This window comes from Pseudodesulfovibrio hydrargyri (genome assembly GCF_001874525.1).
GTDB classification, from domain to species: Bacteria; Desulfobacterota; Desulfovibrionia; order Desulfovibrionales; family Desulfovibrionaceae; genus Pseudodesulfovibrio; species Pseudodesulfovibrio hydrargyri.
Genome location: NZ_LKAQ01000004.1, coordinates 463,932 through 481,443, shown reverse-complemented (window position 1 = coordinate 481,443; position 17,512 = coordinate 463,932). Strand labels below are relative to the sequence as shown.

At 63.0% G+C, this 17,512-nt stretch carries 17 protein-coding genes; 12 read left to right on the top strand and 5 right to left on the bottom strand.

Annotated features, from left to right (window positions below; all coding sequences use genetic code 11):
* The first annotated feature begins 35 nt into the window (after positions 1–35).
* The 10 genes from BerOc1_RS06645 to BerOc1_RS06605 all read left to right on the top strand — a co-directional run bounded on the left by BerOc1_RS06645 (position 36) and on the right by BerOc1_RS06605 (position 9,702).
* Positions 36–3,032: a phosphoribosylformylglycinamidine synthase subunit PurS gene (locus BerOc1_RS06645; protein WP_071544940.1), complete on the top strand. Its 2,997-nt coding sequence runs from the start codon at positions 36–38 to the stop codon at positions 3,030–3,032.
* A 143-nt stretch (positions 3,033–3,175) separates the two neighbouring features.
* On the top strand, positions 3,176–3,661 hold the full coding sequence (locus BerOc1_RS06640) for a cytochrome c family protein (protein ID WP_071544939.1): 486 nt from the start codon (positions 3,176–3,178) through the stop codon (positions 3,659–3,661).
* Between the two features lie 9 nt (positions 3,662–3,670).
* Complete coding sequence (locus BerOc1_RS06635) at positions 3,671–5,692, top strand: methyl-accepting chemotaxis protein (protein ID WP_071544938.1); 2,022 nt, start codon at positions 3,671–3,673, stop codon at positions 5,690–5,692.
* Positions 5,693–5,934: 242 nt separating this feature from the next.
* Positions 5,935–6,333, top strand: coding sequence for a Fur family transcriptional regulator (locus BerOc1_RS06630; RefSeq protein ID WP_071544937.1), 399 nt, complete (start codon positions 5,935–5,937; stop codon positions 6,331–6,333).
* A 280-nt stretch (positions 6,334–6,613) separates the two neighbouring features.
* Positions 6,614–7,186 carry a rubrerythrin gene (gene rbr, locus BerOc1_RS06625; RefSeq protein WP_071544936.1) on the top strand — a complete coding sequence of 191 codons (573 nt, stop codon included), beginning with the start codon at positions 6,614–6,616 and terminating at the stop codon, positions 7,184–7,186.
* Positions 7,187–7,222: 36 nt separating this feature from the next.
* On the top strand, positions 7,223–7,612 hold the full coding sequence (locus BerOc1_RS06620) for a desulfoferrodoxin (RefSeq protein WP_071544935.1): 390 nt from the start codon (positions 7,223–7,225) through the stop codon (positions 7,610–7,612).
* A 93-nt stretch (positions 7,613–7,705) separates the two neighbouring features.
* Positions 7,706–7,942, top strand: coding sequence for a rubredoxin (locus BerOc1_RS19265; RefSeq protein WP_084641191.1), 237 nt, complete (start codon positions 7,706–7,708; stop codon positions 7,940–7,942).
* 39 nt (positions 7,943–7,981) lie between these two features.
* Entirely contained in the window at positions 7,982–8,146 is a 165-nt protein-coding gene (locus tag BerOc1_RS19260; protein WP_084641188.1) for a rubredoxin, read from the top strand.
* Positions 8,147–8,248: 102 nt separating this feature from the next.
* Positions 8,249–8,410, top strand: a complete 162-nt coding sequence (gene rd, locus BerOc1_RS06610; RefSeq protein ID WP_071544934.1) for a rubredoxin — start codon at positions 8,249–8,251, stop codon at positions 8,408–8,410.
* Between the two features lie 95 nt (positions 8,411–8,505).
* Positions 8,506–9,702, top strand: coding sequence for an FprA family A-type flavoprotein (locus tag BerOc1_RS06605; protein ID WP_071544933.1), 1,197 nt, complete (start codon positions 8,506–8,508; stop codon positions 9,700–9,702).
* 451 nt (positions 9,703–10,153) lie between these two features.
* Here the strand turns inward: BerOc1_RS06605 and BerOc1_RS06600 are convergent, their stop codons facing one another.
* From BerOc1_RS06600 to BerOc1_RS06580, 5 genes are all read right to left on the bottom strand, one after another.
* Positions 10,154–10,603 carry a YaiI/YqxD family protein gene (locus BerOc1_RS06600; RefSeq protein ID WP_071547037.1) on the bottom strand — a complete coding sequence of 150 codons (450 nt, stop codon included), beginning with the start codon at positions 10,601–10,603 and terminating at the stop codon, positions 10,154–10,156.
* A gap of 8 nt (positions 10,604–10,611) precedes the next feature.
* On the bottom strand, positions 10,612–10,815 hold the full coding sequence (locus BerOc1_RS06595) for a YwbE family protein (RefSeq protein ID WP_071544932.1): 204 nt from the start codon (positions 10,813–10,815) through the stop codon (positions 10,612–10,614).
* Between the two features lie 64 nt (positions 10,816–10,879).
* Positions 10,880–12,070: an endonuclease/exonuclease/phosphatase family protein gene (locus BerOc1_RS19045; RefSeq protein ID WP_071544931.1), complete on the bottom strand. Its 1,191-nt coding sequence runs from the start codon at positions 12,068–12,070 to the stop codon at positions 10,880–10,882.
* 186 nt (positions 12,071–12,256) lie between these two features.
* On the bottom strand, positions 12,257–12,760 hold the full coding sequence (locus BerOc1_RS06585) for a hypothetical protein (RefSeq protein WP_071544930.1): 504 nt from the start codon (positions 12,758–12,760) through the stop codon (positions 12,257–12,259).
* Positions 12,761–12,831: 71 nt separating this feature from the next.
* A complete protein-coding gene (locus tag BerOc1_RS06580; RefSeq protein WP_242652897.1) occupies positions 12,832–13,845 on the bottom strand; it encodes an OmpA family protein in 1,014 nt (337 codons plus the stop codon).
* A 276-nt stretch (positions 13,846–14,121) separates the two neighbouring features.
* Here BerOc1_RS06580 and rfaD point away from each other — a divergent pair, with 276 nt between their 5' ends.
* Positions 14,122–15,102, top strand: coding sequence for an ADP-glyceromanno-heptose 6-epimerase (gene rfaD / locus BerOc1_RS06575; RefSeq protein ID WP_071544928.1), 981 nt, complete (start codon positions 14,122–14,124; stop codon positions 15,100–15,102).
* A gap of 15 nt (positions 15,103–15,117) precedes the next feature.
* Entirely contained in the window at positions 15,118–17,505 is a 2,388-nt protein-coding gene (locus BerOc1_RS06570; protein ID WP_071544927.1) for an LPS-assembly protein LptD, read from the top strand.
* The last annotated feature ends 7 nt before the right edge of the window (positions 17,506–17,512 follow it).

Here is a 17,512-nt window from a genome sequence, read left to right as displayed (position 1 = left end):
CCTACAGCTTTTCATCCCGAGAGGAGAGGCAAGATATGCTTTGTCGTGTGATCGTTGGACTGAAGGAAGGCGTCCGGGACGTGCTGGGCGAGAAGATCGCCCGCAAGATCAAGAGCGAACTCGGCATGGACGTGCGCGACGTGCGCATGGTCAACGTGTTCACCCTGGAAGGCGCGACCCGGGAGCAGGTGGACCTGGTACTGGAACGGGCCGCCCTGCACGATCCGGTCCTGCACGAGGTCTCGCTTAAGCCCCTGGCGCGCGATTTCGACTGGATCATCGAGGTCGGCTTCAGGCCCGGCGTGACCGACAACGAGGGCCGCACCGCCCGCGAGACCATGGGCGTGGTCCTCGGGCTGACCAAGGGAGAGCGCGAGGGGATCAAGGTCTACACCTCGCGCCAGTACCTGATTCAGGCCGACATGGACGACGCGGGCGCGCACCGCATCGCCAAGGATCTGCTCGCCAACGAGCTGATCCAGCGCTTCGAGTACAAGTCCGCGGCCCAGTGGGCCGACAATCCCGGCTTCGAGGCCAAGGCCGCCCGGGTCACGGGCCAGGCCTCGGACGAGGTGGCTGTCATTCCCCTGTCGACCATGTCCGACGACGAGCTGATGGACTTTTCCCGGGCCAACACCCTGGCCCTGTCGCTCAGGGAGCTGCACGACATCCGCGCCTACTTCGCCGGCCCGGCGGTAAAGGCCGAGCGCGAAAAGATCGGCCTGTCCGCCGACCCCACGGACGCCGAGATCGAGGTCCTGGCCCAGACCTGGTCCGAGCACTGCAAGCACAAGATCTTTTCCGCGAAGATCGAGTACGAGAACGCGGAGACCGGCAAGACCGTCGAGTACTCCAGCCTGTACAAGACCTTCATCCAGGGCTCGACCAAGCAGATCCGCGCGCGCAACGCGGCCGTCAGAGAGGGCGGCGACTACTGCCTGTCCGTGTTCAAGGACAACGCGGGCGTGATCAAGTTCTCCGAGTCCATCAACGTCTGCGTCAAGATGGAGACCCACAACTCCCCGTCCGCGCTCGACCCCTACGGCGGGGCCCTGACCGGCATCGTAGGCGTCAACCGCGACCCCATGGGCACGGGCATGGGCGCGAACCTGCTGTGCAACACCGACGTCTTCTGCTTCGCCTCCCCGTTCCACGAAGGCGAGCTGCCGCCCAGGCTGCTGCACCCGCGCCGCGTGTTCGAGGGCGTGCGCGAGGGCGTGGAGCACGGCGGCAACAAGTCCGGCATCCCGACCGTGAACGGGTCCATCGTCTTCGACGAGCGCTACCTGGGCAAGCCCCTGGTCTACTGCGGGACCATCGGGACCATGCCGGTCACGGTGTCCGGCCACCCGTCCTACGAGAAGTGCGCCCTGCCCGGCGACGTCATCGTCATGTCCGGCGGCCGCATCGGCGCGGACGGCATCCATGGCGCGACCTTCTCGTCCGAGGAGCTGCACGAGGGCTCCCCGGCCACGGCGGTCCAGATCGGCGACCCCATCACCCAGCGCAAGATGTACGACTTTCTCATGCGCGCCCGCGACCTCGGGCTGTACCACGCCATCACCGACAACGGGGCGGGCGGCCTGTCCTCCTCGGTGGGCGAGATGGCCGAGGACTCCGGCGGCTTCGACATGGACCTGAAAAAGGCCCCGCTCAAGTACGACGGCCTGCGCCCGTGGGAGATCCTCATCTCCGAGGCCCAGGAGCGCATGACCATGGCCGTGCCCGCCGACAAGCTCGACGAGTTCATGCGCCTGTCCGACGAGATGGACGTTGAGTCCACCGCGCTCGGCACCTTCACCGATTCGGGCAAGTACCTGGTGCGCTACGGCGACAAGCTGGTCACCTGCCTGGACATGGATTTCCTGCACCACGGCGTGCCCCAGATGGAACTCAAGGCCGTCTGGAAGCGCCCGGTCATCGCCCAGGACTCGGTGCCCGTGGCCGACGACCAGGACGGGCTGCTCAAGGCCATGCTCGGCCGGTTGAACATCTGCTCCAAGGAGTACGTGGTCCGGCAGTACGACCACGAGGTCCAGGGCAAGTCCGCGGTCAAGCCCATGGTCGGCGTCAAGGCCGACGGCCCGTCGGACGCGGGCGTCATCCGGCCCGAGTACGGCTCGGACCGGGGACTGGTCGTCTCCCACGGCATCTGCCCGCAGTTCTCGGACTATGACACCTACTGGATGATGGCCAACGCCATCGACGAGGCCGTGCGCAATGCGGTGGCCGTGGGCGGCGACGTGAACTACATGGCCGGCGTGGACAACTTCTGCTGGTGCGACCCGGTCCAGTCCGAGTCCACCCCGGACGGCCACTACAAGCTGGCCCAGCTGGTCCGCGCCAACCAGGCCCTGGCCCACTACTGCCTCGGCTTCGGCGTGCCCTGCGTGTCCGGCAAGGACTCCATGAAGAACGACTACAAGGGCGGCGGCCGCAAGATTTCCATTCCGCCCACCGTGCTCTTCTCGATCATCGGCGTCATCCCGGACGTGAACAGGTGCATGACCTCGGACTTCAAGAAGCCGGGCGACCTGATCTACGTCCTCGGCCTGACCAGGCCCGAGATGGGCGGCAGCGAGATCGCGGCCCAGCTCGGCTTTTCTGACGCCCACGTGCCCCAGGTCGACCTGGGGACCGCAAAGACGCGCTACGAGACTGTGTTCGCGGCCTCCCAGGCCGGGCTGATCACCGCCTGCCACGACTGCTCGGACGGCGGCCTGGGCGTGGCCCTGGCCGAGATGTGCCTGGGCGGACGCCTCGGCGCGGACGTGGACCTGGATAGTGTGCCCGCCTGCGGCGAGCTCAACCTGACCGGCCTGCTCTACGCCGAATCCGCCAGCCGTCTGGTGGTTTCCGTGGCCCCGGCCGACCGCGAGCGGTTCGAGGGCCTGTTCGCCGGGCAGGCCTGCGCCCGCATCGGCAGTGTCTCGGAATCCCCCGTCCTGAGCGGTACCCTGGCCGGGCGCAAGGTCCTGGAGTCGAACGTGGAGAATCTGGCCCGCGCCTTCAAGGAGACCCTGGCCTGGTAAATTGACCCCCTAGGGCACAATCCCCAACGCCAACCCTTTACCAAAAGTGAATATTTCACTAAGGTAACGACATCATTGGCCCCGCCGGGTTGAGGGTGCCCGCCGGTTGCGGCAGTTGGCTTTATAGCTATGGGGGTTGGTTCATGTTCAAAAGATCGTTTTGGATCAAGGGCTGCTGCGCGGTATCGCTGGCAGCCCTTGTCGTATCCGTCGCCTGGACGGGTACGGGCCGGACGGATTCCGGCCGCTACGTCGGTTCAAAGGCGTGCAGCGAATGTCACGACCTGGAATACGGCAATTACAAGAAATTCGCCAAAAAGGCCCACTCCGGGGAGTCCGTCAAGATCATGATGGGCGACCTGACCAAGGACGAACTGGCCGAGTGCTACGGCTGCCACATGACCGGGTACGGCAAGCCGGGCGGGTTCGTCAGCTTCGAGCGGACCCCGGAGCTGGCCGAGGCCGGGTGCGAGGTCTGCCACGGGCCGGGCTACGACCATGTGGAGTCCGGGGGCGACCCGGACCTGATCCGGAAGAACCTGAGTCTGGACGACTGTGCCGGGTGCCATAATCCCGAGCGGGTCGCGGCCTTTGACTTCAAGCCGCTGTTGTTCGGCGGGGCGCACTAGGAGGGCGGCATGGACAATTTCATCACGCGCTCCCTGGGGGTCAAGCTCATCCTGTTGTCGTCCCTGCTGACCATCCTGGCCTTTGCCGGGCTGTTCGCCTACAGCTCCATGTCCACCAAGGACCACACGCTTCAGGAGGTGGCCGTCGCCGCCGAACGGGTGGCGGACATGCTTTACATCGCCATCGAGGACCCCATGGCCAAAGGGGACAACGAGGGCACGGAAATCAAGTTTCTGCAGATGTCCGAGCGTTATCCGGACATCAAGGTCTATTTGACCGACTACAAGGGCGAGATCACCTACTCCACCGTAACCGAGGCCGAGCGCCAGAAGATATTCGACGTCCGGCCCGAGGCCGGGCTGCCCGAACTGGTGGCCAGGGGGCTCAAGGAAAAGCTGGCCGAGGGCAAGCTCGAGGACATTGACGGCAAAAGTCATTTCGTCGAGGTCAAGACCATCGAGAACAACCCGTTCTGCTACCACTGTCACGGCCGCAGCCATGATATCCTCGGGGCCATGGTCGTGGCCGTGGACGTCAGCCCGCAGTACAATGCGCTGCTCGAGAACCAGCTCAAGTCCGCGGGCATCTCGGTGCTCGGCGTCCTGGCCCTGCTGGCCGCGCTGATCATCTTCATGCGCAGGGCCATCGTCAACCGGATCACCTCCATCGCGGACACGGCCGAGGACGTGGCCGGGGGCAACCTGGACGCCCGCTTCGAAGTGGCCGGGACCGACGAGCTCGGCTCCCTGTCCCGCTATCTCGGGGCCATGGTCGGCCAGATCAAGAACCAGCTCGAATACAACCAGAGCGTGCTCAGCGGCATCGTGGTTCCCCTGTTCGTGACCGACGCCAAACAGACCCTGCAATTCGCCAACCCGCCCCTGCAGGCCATCCTCGACGTGAGCGAGGAGGAACTCAAGGGCCGTACCGTGTCCGACGTCTTCGACTGCGAGAACGAGGACGGCTCCACCTGCAACGCGGGCGACGTCATCGCCTTGGGGGAGCCGCTCAACGGCCGCTTCCTGTTCACCCGCCCGGACGGCACCACGTATCCGCTCCTGTTCGAGGCCTCGCCGCTCAAGGACGCCGAGGGCGACACCGTGGGCGTCATCTGCGTGCTCATCGACCTGACGCGCGAGGAAGAGGACAAGCGGAGCATCGAGCAGCAACGCCAGAACCTCCTGGAGGTGGCCAACGAGGTCACCCAGGTGGCCAACAAGCTCAACGAGGCCTCCAACGCCCTGTCCACCCAGATGGACCAGCTGGCCAACGGGGTGGACACCTCGGCCAATGAGACCGGCCAGGTGGCCACGGCCATGGAGGAGATGAACGCCACGGTGCTGGAGGTGGCCCGGAACGCCTCCGAGACCGCCGAGGCGTCGGACCAGGCCAACAAGGTGGCCGCCTCGGGCGGCGTGGTGGTGGGCAAGACCGTGGAGGAGATCAACTCCGTGGCCGCCATCACCGAGAACCTGGCCGAGGCCCTGGCCTCCCTGTCCAGCCGGGCCGAGAATATCGGCCAGGTCATGGCCGTGATCAACGACATTGCGGACCAGACCAACCTGCTGGCGCTCAACGCGGCCATCGAGGCGGCCCGTGCGGGCGAGGCCGGGCGCGGATTCGCCGTGGTCGCGGACGAGGTCCGCAAGCTGGCCGAGAAGACCATGGACGCCACCAAGGAGGTCGAGGGGGCCATCTCCCTGATCCAGCAGTCCACCACGAACGTGGTCAAGGAGATGGACACCGCCAAGAAGCGGGTCCTGAATACCTCGGACATGGCCCGGGAGGCGGGCGGCGTGCTCGACGAGATCGTCAAGCACTCCGACTCCATCGCCGACATGGTCAACGGCATCGCCACCGCGGCGGAGCAGCAGTCCTCGACCTCGGACGAGATCAACACCCGGGTGACCCAGATCAATAACCTCTCCCAGGAGGTCCTGGCCGGCATCCGCAAGTCCAACCAGGGTATCCAGGAGGTCTCGGAACTGGCCGGGAAGCTGGCCAGGCTGGTGGCCAAGTTCCGCGACTAACTGCAAGAAGAGGCACAAAGGCCCGGCTCCGGCCGGGCCTTTTTCGTGTCCGGCCGTTGAGTTCAGCCTTTTTTTGAGGGTGATGTTATCCAGCAAATACAGTCTGGTATGGAGCGAGGCTCCGGTCCATTTGCAGTAATTCCGTTTCTGGTATAATGAGCCATGAATTCCGCTGGCGGCGATTCCTCTTGACAAGGTCTTGCTGAGGGAATAGTAATTGTTATCAAATCTGGAGGACGTCAATGGCTCAAGAAATGGGTTTCAGGCTTTCCAAACAGCGGAAAGTGATTTTGGAAGAGTTGCGCAAGGTGAAGTCCCATCCCACGGCGGACGAGGTCTACGACATGGTGCGCAAGATCATCCCCAGGATCAGCCTGGGCACGGTCTACCGCAACCTCGAGTTCCTGTCGTCCAAGGGGCTGGTGCTCAAGCTGGGCGCCCCCGGCGAACAGAAACGGTTCGACGGCACCCCGGACCCGCACCCGCACATTCGCTGCGAGGTCTGCACCGCCGTGGCCGACGTGGAATGCGACATCGAGATCCCGGTCATCCCGGAAAGCTGCACCAGCGGCTACAAGATTCTGAACACCAATGTGGAATTCGTGGGCGTCTGCCCCAAGTGCCAGGCCGCGCGGCAGTAAATTTCGGATAATCTCCGTACGCACGGCGCAAAGCCGGTTGCCCCTTGGGGCAACCGGCTTTATTTATGGTGAAAAATGTCGCCGTACCGCTTGACAGTTCGGCCTGTTCTTTGTAGTAACTATTCTCAAGTCAAACGTAACCCGGAGTTTTGCCGGGAGAAAAAAGTTAGCTGAAAATAAAAACCACACCATTTTACATAAAAAAACGACAACGACCGTGATTTTGTGTAAGGTGACTGCTGAATCAGCAAACCAAGGATCGATTCCATAAGGAGGAACGATGTCACTGAAGGGAACCCAGACCGAGAAAAATCTGATGTACGCGTTTACGGGCGAATCCCAGGCCCGCAACAAATATACCTATTTCGCCAGCGTGGCCAAGAAGGAAGGCTACGTGCAGATTTCCAAGATATTCGAGGAGACCGCCGGGCACGAAAAGGAGCACGCCAAGAGGCTGTTCAAGTTCCTTGAGGGCGGCACCGCCGAGGTGACCGGCTCCTTCCCCGCCGGGGTTATCGGCAACACGCTCGAGAATCTCTATGCCGCCGCCGAGGGCGAGCATGAGGAAAACACCGACATGTACCCCGGCTTCGCCAAGGTGGCCCGCCAGGAGGGCTTCAACGAGATCGCCGCGGTCATGGAGAACATCGCCGTGGCCGAACGCTACCACGAGGAGCGCTACAGGGCGCTGATCAAGAACATCGAGACCGACCACGTCTTCGTCAAGGAGGAAGAGGTCGTCTGGCGCTGCCAGAACTGCGGTTACAATCACAGGGGCTCCACCGCTCCGGTGAAATGTCCGGCCTGCGACCATCCCCAGGCCCATTTCGAACTCAAAGACACCAACTGGTAAACACAATCACAACTCATCCTTAAAGGAGGATTCGACATGGCTATCAAACTGGGCGAAGTGTACAAGTGTAATGTTTGCGGTAATATCGTCATGGCCATTCACGAAGGCGGCGGCGACCTGGTCTGCTGCGGCGAGGATATGGTTCAGATGACCGAAAACACCGTTGACGCCGCCAAGGAAAAGCACGTCCCCGTCATCGAGAAGGACGGCGACAAGGTCACCGTCAAGGTCGGCTCCGTGGCCCATCCCATGGAGGAGAAGCATTACATCGAATGGATCGAGCTTCAGGTCGGCGACAAGGTCCTGACCAAGATGCTCAAGCCCGGCGACAAGCCCGAGGCCGAATTCTGCATCTGCGGCATGTCCGGCGCGCTCAAGGCCCGCGAGTACTGCAACCTGCACGGCCTGTGGACCGCCACCGCCTAAGGCGGGTACGGCGGAATGGGGGCCGCAAGGGTCCCGCATGCACATCACGGGGCGGGCTGCATGGCCCGCCCCTTCTCATCCCAGGAGGGAGCCATGGCCCTGCCCGAAGAGATGTACCAGTGCCAGACCGTCAACTGCGGCTATATCTACAACCCGGACAAGGGCGACCGGAAGGGGAAGATCCCCAAAGGCACCCGGTTCGAGGACCTGCCCGACGACTGGCGCTGCCCCATCTGCGGGGGCACGAAAAAATGCTTCCGGCCCCTGGCCGGTCCCGGCTCCACCATGGGCGACTGCGAACTCCCCGTTGAGAGTGATGCGAAAGATTGACGGCGGCTTTGGCCGTTGTGAATAAGGAAGACATGCTTTATGGGAACGTACATTTGTTTAGTCTGTGGATATGAGTACCAGCCGCCGTTGGGCGATCCCGAGTCAGATATCCCGCCGAATACCGATTTCCAAACCCTGCCTGGAGACTGGGCTTGTCCGGAGTGCGGCGCGGAAAAGAGCAATTTTGTCGCCGAAGCCGGTTGAGTATCGGGCCCTTGCCCGATTCCCTCTTGGAAACCCGATGCCGAGAAGTTGACAGCGGCGCCCGCTGCTGCGAATATAAGCGATCAAAAGGAGACTGATACCATGCAGAAATACGTTTGCGAAGTTTGTGGCTATGTGTACGACCCGGCCCAGGGCGATTCCGATTCCGACATCCCGGCCGGGACCAAGTTCGAGGACCTGCCCGACGATTGGACCTGTCCCGTCTGCGGTGCGGGCAAGGACAGCTTCGTACCCGAGGATTAATTTCCGGCCCGGCTGCGGGCGGGGAGCGCGCACCTTGGTTCGCGCTCCCTTTTTTTACCATGGCGGTTGAGTAACCGCTCAATGTGGAGAAGACAATGAGACCTGTTGAAATCAAGGAAGGCGTTTTCTGGCTCGGCGCCGTCGACTGGAACCGACGCAACTTCCACGGCTATTCCAAGGCGCACAAGGGAACCACCTACAACAATTTTCTGATCGTGGATGAGAAGGTTACCCTGATCGACACCGTGGCCGAGGAGTTCTGGGGCACCTTGCAGTGCAACATCGCCCAGGTGCTCGGCGACCGCAAGATCGACTACGTGGTGGCCAACCACCTCGAGCCCGACCATGCCGGCTGCCTGGCCAAGGTCGTGGAGAAGTACCAGCCCGAGAAGATATTCACTTCCCCCATGGGTCAGAAGGCCATGAAGGCCCACTTCAAGTACGAGGACTGGCCGGTCGAGGTCACCCCCACCGGCACCGAACTTTCCATCGGCAAGCGGACCCTCTCCTTCCTGGAGACCCGCATGCTCCACTGGCCCGACTCCATGCTGACCTACTGCCCGGAGGAGAAGCTCGTCTTTTCCAACGACGCATTCGGCCAGAACTGGGCCACGTCCGAGCGCTGGGCCGACGAGGTGGACCGCTACCGGTTGGAAGAGCTCATGGCCAACTACTACGCCAACATCGTACTGCCGTATTCCCCGGTGGTCCTCAAGACCCTGGCCACTATCAAGGAGATGGGGCTGGAGATCGAGACCATCTGCCCGGACCACGGCCTGATGTTCCGGGGCGATGACTGCGCCTGGGCCATCGAGAAGTACCTGGAGTTCGCCGAGCAGAAGCCCAAGAACAAGGCGGTCATCGTCTACGACACCATGTGGCACTCCACCGAGAAGATGGCCGAGGCCATTGCCTGCGGCCTGGCCGACGAGGGCGTGTCCGTGCGCCTCATGTGCATGAAGAACAACCACCACTCCGACGTCATGGCCGAGGTCTTCGACGCCGCCGCGGTCATCGTCGGCTCGCCGACCCACAACAACGGCATCCTGCCGCTCATGGCCGACATGCTGACCTACATGAAGGGGCTGCGCCCCCAGAACAAGATCGGCTCGGCCGTGGGTTCCTTCGGCTGGTCCGGTGAATGCGTCAAGATCCTCACCAAATGGCTCGAGGACATGAACATGGAAGTCGTGGAAGGGATCAAGAACCAGTACGTCCCCGACCACGAGGTCTTCAACAAATGCTATGAGCAGGGTAAGGCTATTGCCGCAGCGATTAAAGCGAAGCTTTAATCGGCTTGGCGGCCGCCCGCGCGACCACAACAAAAAAAGGCCCGGTGAAAAACCGGGCCTTTTTTTGTTGTGTCGCGGAGCGGGTGGGGGGCGGCTTCCGATAGCGGGCCATCTGCACATTTTTCGAGGGTCCGCCTGATCCTCACGTACGGGGGTACGCTGCGGTCAGGCGAACCCTCGAAAAATGCACAGCTGACCCACTCTCGAAAGCCTATTCCGAGCGCGGGGGACTGAGCCGTTGTCGGGTGCTGCGCACCCGATTCACTCCATCAAAAGAAGAATGAAAGGCCAATGCGGGATTGTGCCTCAAAACCTTATTGTTGCGGGCTCCCCCGCAAAGCGGCACCAGAAAGTTTAGGAGGGGCAAGGGGATGGGCGGCCGGGGGAAGGGGAGAGGGAAGCCCTTTTCAAAGGGTTCCCCTCTCCCCTTCTCCCGGCCGCCGGAGGCGTCTTATTTCCCGGCCTTGGTCAGGAAGCGGTCGAGTTGGTTGGTGAATTGTTGTTTGTCTTTGGGGCCGAGCGGGGCGGGGCCGCCGGGGGCGAGGTCGGCGGAGCGGAGTTCCTCCATGAGGTTGCGCATGCGCAGGAGGCCCTTGACGTTGTCCTCGGTGTAGAGTTCGCCGCGCGGGTTGAGGCCGGTGGCGCCCTTGGCGACCACGGCGTCGGCCAGGGGGATGTCGGCGGTGACGACCAGGTCGCCGTGGTTGACCCGGCGGGCGATCTCGTTGTCGGCCACGTTGAAGCCCGCGCCCACGAGCACGGTGTCGATGAGCGGGGAGGGCGGTACCCGAAGCGGCGTGTTGGCCACCAGTGTCAGCGGCACCTGGCGGCGCTGGGCGGCCTTGAACAGGATTTCCTTGATCACGTTGGGGCAGGCGTCTGCGTCCACCCAGATGCGCAGGGCCATGGTCAACCCTCCTGTCCGAGGATTTCCTTGACCCGGCCCACCTGGCCGTCGGTCAGGCGGACCTTGATGCCGTGCGGATGGGTGGGCGACTTGGTCAGCAGGGTCGCGACCGTGCCCTCGGTCAGCCTGCCGGTGCGCTGGTCCTTTTTGAGCACGATGTTGACGCGCTGGCCGGGGCGTATGTCCTTGCGGTTTCTTCCGTCCATGTCCGTTTCCCTCGTTTTGCGGTACGAGGGCATCATGCGGGGCCGGGCCCGGTTTGTCCAGCCGCTACATGGGGATATCCACGTTGTCCTTCTTTTCGGTGCCGGTCATGTTCCGCAGCCGGGTCAGGTACTCGGCGCTGAAGTCGATGGACAGCTCCACCCACAGGGGCAGGTGGTCGCTGATCTGAAAGGTCCGCCAGGTCTTCAGATAGTAGTCCTTGAGCGCCTCGGAATCGCCCAGCTGGGCGGACAATTTGGCGATGCGCCTGTCCTGGTCGGCGACGTCCTGGGACTTGGCCAGACGCAGGGCGCGTTCGGTCCGGACCTTGTCGAGTTGGCCCTGTACCGTGGCCTCGACGGCTGGCCGGTAGTCCGGGAACCGGTCCTCGTTCATGACTGCGGAGAGCACGTCCAGGACGCCCTGGTTGCGGGCGGAGCGGGTCTGGCGGACCGTTCCCTTGCGCGGCAGCCAGGAAATCTGGTCATAGAACCGGGTCTTGTCCGCGTTGGAGCCCACGTTGTTCTGGGCGGCCTCGAAGCCGTTGCGGACCAGCGCGTTGCCCGAGGGGTCGCCCATCTCGTCGATGTTGAAGTCGCCCACCAGGATGTAGCTGCACGGCTCCTTTTCGGCCCGTTTGGCGATGTTGGCGGCCACGGCGTCGATCTCGGCCACGCGCCGGGCGTATTCCGGGGAGCCCTGGCTCTCCTTGCCGAAATAGATGTGCACCGTGGTGAACAGGAAGCGGAACCAGCCCGCCTGGAACTCGCAGCCGAAGGGCGAGCGGGAGGGTTGCAAGCGCTTGTCGCCGTGGGCGATGAGGTCCCTGACCGGCAGGACCATCTCCCCGGCCACGCCTTTGAAGCGGACTTTGGCCTTGTTGTAGATGAATCCGAGCCGTTCGCGGTTGCCGCCGTCCTGCTCGGCCACGTCGGTGACGATGTAGTCCCAGCCCGGTCCGAGCAGGCGCATGAGCTGCCTGAGCGGCCCGAGGTCGCGGCAGATTTCCTGCACGGCCAGGACGTCGAAGGCCGAGACGACCTCGGCGATGAAGTACAGGGATTCCTTGATGCGCGGGCCGTGGCCGAAGCGGTTGTCATCGAAGTTGCGGATGTTCCAGGTGCCGAGCACCAGGGTGTCGTGCTGGGTTAAGCCGGGCATGCGGTCCCGGACGAGCCCGCGCAGGGCGCGCAGTCCGTCCACGGTGCGGCGGCGCATGCCGGCGGTTTCATACTTGAGCGGCCAGTAGTTGATCATCTCGCCCCCCCCTAGGCAAAAGGTGGCCGTCCGGACCGTCCGGGACGGCGGGTATCACTTCGTCTGTATCCGGGAACCGGGACGAGGGCAACCGGGGGCGTGTGAAAATATGGGAAGGACGGCGGGAAGCCGGACGCGACTAAAGGGCGGCGAGGGGCGCGCAGGGGAGACGGAAGATGGGGCGGTCTACTGCCAGGAGCCCTTGCGGAAGCTGAATATCTGGCGGTTGGGGATGACGGTCACCGGGGTGAACTCGGCCTTTTGGCAGGCCGCGGGGGATTCGGCCGTGGCCTCCATGACCAGTTCGCAGAAGCGCATGACGCCGACAAAGGGCACGGTCTTGGACGAGGAGCGGCTGACCTTGGTGACGATGGAGTCCATGTCGATGGCGTGGTAGCGGGCAAGAAAGGAGCCGTCGGGCTGTTTGGTGATCTGCATGCGGGCCCGGGTCATGCGGTGGTTGCGGTCCAGGGACCTGGCCCTGACCCTGGCGAACTTGCTGAAGTCCGCGTTCTTGGAGACCAGCCCCTCGTCGAGGTAGAGGGGCATGTTCTTGGTGTTGATTTTGGTGGATGCGTCGCCCGGCGAGATGGCGGCCAGATCCTGGGCCTGGGAGGCCTGTTCGGAGGCCGCAAAAAAAGCCCCGGTCAGAAACACGGCCAGAAAGGCAGAAACGAAAAATTTGTGCATGGCGTTGAATCCTTCCAACCAGAGCAGGTGGTTGGGCGGCGGAGCGCCGCCCAACCTGTTTTCGTATACGCTTACTTGGTCTGGATATCAACCCTGCGGTTGAGCTTGCGCCCTTCCTTGGTGGAGTTGTCGTACTTGGGCGACAGCTCGCCGTAGCCCTTGGCTTCCAGGCGGTCGGTGCTGATGCCGTTGTCGGTCAGCCACTTCATGACGGAGTTGGCGCGGCGCTCGGAAAGCCCCTGGTTGTAGGCCTCGGTACCGGTGGAGTCGGTGTGGCCCGATATCTCGTAGGTGGCGGCCGGGTCTTCGTCCAGGATCATCTTGGCCTGCTCCAGCACCGGGATCATCTCGTCGGTGATCTGGTACTTGTCGAAGCCGAAGTTCAGGTTGAAGGAGACCACTTCCTTGGCCGGAGTCATCGGAGCCATGGGGGCCATGGGGGCCGGGGCGGGCTCGGCCATGTCGGCGTAGAAGACGTCCTTGGCGTACTTGTTCAGCGCGCCGGCGTCGGCGAAGGTCGCGCCGTCGGCGGGCACGGAGCAGGGGAAGGCGGCGCGGATGCCGTCGACCACTGCCTGGCCCTCGGGGGATTCGGCGTAGCTGACCACGTGGACGCAGAGGTTGGAGCCGTACTTGGCGTACAGGTTCTTGGCCACGGCCACCGGGTCGGCGCCGTAGTTGGACTCGCCGTCGGTGAAGATGATCAGCGCGGTCTTGCCGGACATCTTGCCGAGGATCGGGTTGATGTCGTCAAGGCCTGCGCCCATGGGGGTGCGGCGGTTGAAGATCTGGTAGTCCGCGTCGATGCCGTTGACCGCGGCGGCCACGTTGGCGTCGGAATACGGCTTGGGCGAGCACTGGACCTCAAACGGCGCGAACAGGACCACGGCCGAATTGTAGTCGAGGGCGGGGATGGCGGCGTTCAGGGCCAGCATGTCGCTTTTGGCCTTTTCGATTTTCTTGATGCCGTCGGCGTTGCGCATGGCCATGGAGCCGGACTGGTCGACAAAGAGGATGAAGTTATCGACTTTCTTGACCATCTTGGCGTTGGCTGTGGCGGCAAACGCGAAGGAGAAAGTCAACATCGCAGCCAGCATGAATAACAACAGTTTTCTAGAATGTGTCATGATCTCACTCCTTTAGAGATTATTCGCAAAGTTCGGACCGCCGCACCGGGGGGACCTGTTTCCATTGTATACGCAAAACAGGGGTACCCCGCAAGTGCGCTTAACCGGCATGATATCATAAACCCGTTGCCTGTCCAGGAAAAGAGCCGGTTCTTGCGGTTGCGTCCGGACCTTGAACACAGTATGTAGAAGCGTTTACGCCCCTGGGCGTCACAGCGGCAGCAAGGAGTAGCCATGTATATAGTCACCGGCGGCGCGGGTTTCATCGGCAGCGCCATGGTCTGGAAGCTCAACCAGATGGGCATCGACGACATCCTGGTGGTGGACAACCTGTCCAGCAGCGAGAAGTGGAACAACCTCGTGGGGCTCAAGTACCAGGATTACCTGCACCGGGACCAGTTCCTCAAGTTCATCCTCGAGGGCGAGGACCCGTTCGAGACCGAGGCGGTCGTGCACATGGGGGCCTGTTCCTCGACCACCGAGCTGGACGCGGACTTCCTCATGGAGAACAACTACCGCTATACGCAGTACGTCTGCCGGTTCTGCATGGGGCACGACGCGCGGTTCATCAACGCCTCGTCCGCGGCCACCTACGGCAACGGCGAGTTCGGCTTCGACGATGACGAGGACGGCATCGGCAAGCTGCGCCCCCTGAACATGTACGGCTATTCCAAGCAGCTCTTCGACCTGTGGGCAAAGGACGCGGGGTTGCTGGGCCAGATCGTCTCCCTCAAGTTCTTCAACGTCTTCGGGCCCAACGAGTACCACAAGGACGACATGAAGTCGGTCATCTGCAAGGCCCACTCCCAGATTCTCGAGACCGGCAAGCTCAAGCTGTTCAAGTCCTACCGCGAGGAATACCCCCACGGCGGCCAGAAGCGCGACTTCGTCTACATCAAGGACTGCGTGGACATCATGGCCTGGTTCCTGGAGCACCGCGACAAGGGCGGCATCTTCAACATCGGTACGGGAACTGCAAGGACTTGGAATGATTTGGCGAATGCCGTGTTTTCCGCCATGAACCGCGAGCCGGACATCGAGTATATCCCGATGCCGGAGGCGATTCGCGATAAGTACCAGTACTTTACCCAGGCGAACATGGACAAGCTCAAGGCAGCGGGCTGCACCGTCAAAATGACGAGCCTGGAGGATGGGGCCAGGGATTACGTCCAAAATTACTTGGACAAGGATGACAGGTACCTCCGGTCCCGGTAGCCGAAGGACGATTTTTTGAAACGCAAGCTTTCGCGCATATCGCTGGCCGCCGGGGCGATCCTCGTCCTGTCGCTGTGCCTGCCCTGGACGATCATCGGCAAGACGCCCGACCACAACAAGGTCAGGAAGTACGTGCCGGACGCGCCCGTGCAGACGCCCGCCCAGGACGAGTGGACGTTTTCGGCGGACCGCGTGGTGGGCGACCACACCAGCGAGTACGTGGAGGCCTTCGGCAACGTCTCCTTAAGCCTCGGCGAGGACCAGCTGCGCGCCGACTTCGCGCGCTACTACCAGGCCACGGGCTGGGTCTTTCTCAAGGGCGACATCCGGGCCCACTGGGGCGGCGACTTCCTCCAGGCGGACGAGGGCGAGTTCGACCTGAACAACATGACCGGCTGGCTCAAGAACGGCAAACTGTTCATGGCCAAGCCGCACGTCTACGTGGAGGCCGAGCGCGTGGGCAAGTCCGTGGGCGACTCCTATACCTTCAAAAACGCCAAGGTGACCTCCTGCTCCGGGGAACGGCCCGCCTGGTCCGTGACCAGCGAGGAGGGCGACATCAACCTGGACGGCCGCGTTCGCCTGTACCACTCGGCCTTCCGGATCAAGGACGTGCCGGTCTTCTACTGGCCATACATGTCCCTGCCCGGCCGGGGCCCCCGGCAGAGCGGCTTTCTGATGCCCTACATGGCCAGCTCGGACAAGCTCGGCCTGCAGGTCAACCTGCCGTACTACTGGGTCATCAACGACGAGATGGACGCCACCTTCTACCAGAACTACATGAGCAAGCGCGGCTACATGCAGGGCGCCGAGTTTCGGCACACCGAGGACGCCTCGTCCCGCGGGCTGTGGCAGGCGGACTTTTTGAACGACAACATCCGGGCGTCCAAGGAATCCGACGAATGGAAGGACTACCGGGACGACGGCCTGACCCGCAAGAACCGGGACCGCTGGTGGGTGCGCGGCAAGTATGACGGCTGGCTGGGCAGCCCGCAGTGGAAGATCAAGGTCGATCTCGACCTGGTTTCGGACCAGAATTATATGCGCGACTTCCTGGACGGCCCCAACGGGTACGAGAACACCCGCGAGGAGTTCCTGGACGTGTTCGGCCGTGACATAGAGAACAAGGACTCCCTGGACCGCCTGAGCAAGCTGTACGTCAGCCGCAGCTGGGACCGCTTCGGCGTGGTCGGCCTGACCCAGTACGACCAGAACCTGGCCTACCGGAACGGCAACAACCCGAGCAGCGAGGACCCGACCGTCCAGATCCTGCCGGAGTTGAACGCCTACGCCTGGCAGCAGTCCCTGGGCGGCGGGTTCGAAGGGTCCCTGGACGCCAAGTACGACTATTTCCGCCGCGAGTACGGCGATTCGGGCCACCGCGCGGTCATCTCGCCCGAACTGAAATATCCCCTGAAGAGCCGCTTCCTGACGGTCATTCCCTCGGTCTCCATGCAGGAGACCGCCTACTCCCTGACCGACCGGGAGGACGTGGGCGACATGACGGTCGTCGGCACGGGCGGCCGCGACGAGACCGTCGACACCAGCAAGATCAAGGACGGCTTCCAGACCCGGACCACCTGGACCGGCGGGTTCTCGGCTTTTTCGGAGATGACCCGGACCTTTGGCCTGGCCGCGCAGCCCGAGGCGGACCTGAGCTTGGCCGGAACCTCGCGCTGGACCCGGCTGAAGAACTCGATCATCCCCCGGCTGGAGTACACCTACACCAACCACGTCACCGGCCAGGAAAAGCTCCCCTATTTCGATACGGACGACCGGGCCGACGGCCGCAACGCGGTGACCTATTCCCTGACCAGCGTGCTGGACCGCCGCCGCGACAGCGTGGTCCTGTCGCCCGGCGCGGACGGAGAGCCCGCCGCCCGGGTGGCCCGCGACTACCTGGACTTCCTGCTCTTCAGGGTGGAACAGTCCTACGACATCCGCGAGGCCGGGCGCACGGACGAGCGCGACCGCTACGAACGCAGGCCGTTCTCGGACATCATGGCCGAACTGAAGATCAAGCCCGCCAACTTCGTGGACATCCTGACCCGCTACTGGTTCTCCCCGTACGAGGGCGACATGACCCAGACCGAGAACTCCATCCGTTTCTACAAGGACGGCCTGGGCGAGGTTTCCGTGGGCTACGACTTCCTGCAGAGCATGGACGAGTACAGGCGCACCCGCGACGACGACATGTCCGTGCTCAAGCTCGGCGCCAAGTGGAACATCAACGAGGCCGTCACCCTGGGTGCCGTGTACCGCCACGACTTCGTCGACGAGAAGGACCTGGAGCGGACCCTCTACCTGGATTGGGTCGCCGAATGCTACACCCTGCATTTCTCCTACAGCCGGAGATCCAGCGACAACCGTTTCTCGGTCGGATTCGACCTGCTCAACTTCTAGGGGGCGG

Coding starts and splice junctions, on each gene's coding strand:
- BerOc1_RS06645 (WP_071544940.1), top strand. CDS start 36: ATGCTTTGTCGTGTGATCGTTGGACTGAAGGAAGGCGTCCGGGACGTG.
- BerOc1_RS06640 (WP_071544939.1), top strand. CDS start 3,176: ATGTTCAAAAGATCGTTTTGGATCAAGGGCTGCTGCGCGGTATCGCTG.
- BerOc1_RS06635 (WP_071544938.1), top strand. CDS start 3,671: ATGGACAATTTCATCACGCGCTCCCTGGGGGTCAAGCTCATCCTGTTG.
- BerOc1_RS06630 (WP_071544937.1), top strand. CDS start 5,935: ATGGCTCAAGAAATGGGTTTCAGGCTTTCCAAACAGCGGAAAGTGATT.
- rbr (WP_071544936.1), top strand. CDS start 6,614: ATGTCACTGAAGGGAACCCAGACCGAGAAAAATCTGATGTACGCGTTT.
- BerOc1_RS06620 (WP_071544935.1), top strand. CDS start 7,223: ATGGCTATCAAACTGGGCGAAGTGTACAAGTGTAATGTTTGCGGTAAT.
- BerOc1_RS19265 (WP_084641191.1), top strand. CDS start 7,706: ATGGCCCTGCCCGAAGAGATGTACCAGTGCCAGACCGTCAACTGCGGC.
- BerOc1_RS19260 (WP_084641188.1), top strand. CDS start 7,982: ATGGGAACGTACATTTGTTTAGTCTGTGGATATGAGTACCAGCCGCCG.
- rd (WP_071544934.1), top strand. CDS start 8,249: ATGCAGAAATACGTTTGCGAAGTTTGTGGCTATGTGTACGACCCGGCC.
- BerOc1_RS06605 (WP_071544933.1), top strand. CDS start 8,506: ATGAGACCTGTTGAAATCAAGGAAGGCGTTTTCTGGCTCGGCGCCGTC.
- BerOc1_RS06595 (WP_071544932.1), bottom strand. CDS start 10,815: ATGGACGGAAGAAACCGCAAGGACATACGCCCCGGCCAGCGCGTCAAC.
- BerOc1_RS19045 (WP_071544931.1), bottom strand. CDS start 12,070: ATGATCAACTACTGGCCGCTCAAGTATGAAACCGCCGGCATGCGCCGC.
- BerOc1_RS06585 (WP_071544930.1), bottom strand. CDS start 12,760: ATGCACAAATTTTTCGTTTCTGCCTTTCTGGCCGTGTTTCTGACCGGG.
- BerOc1_RS06580 (WP_242652897.1), bottom strand. CDS start 13,845: ATGTTGACTTTCTCCTTCGCGTTTGCCGCCACAGCCAACGCCAAGATG.
- rfaD (WP_071544928.1), top strand. CDS start 14,122: ATGTATATAGTCACCGGCGGCGCGGGTTTCATCGGCAGCGCCATGGTC.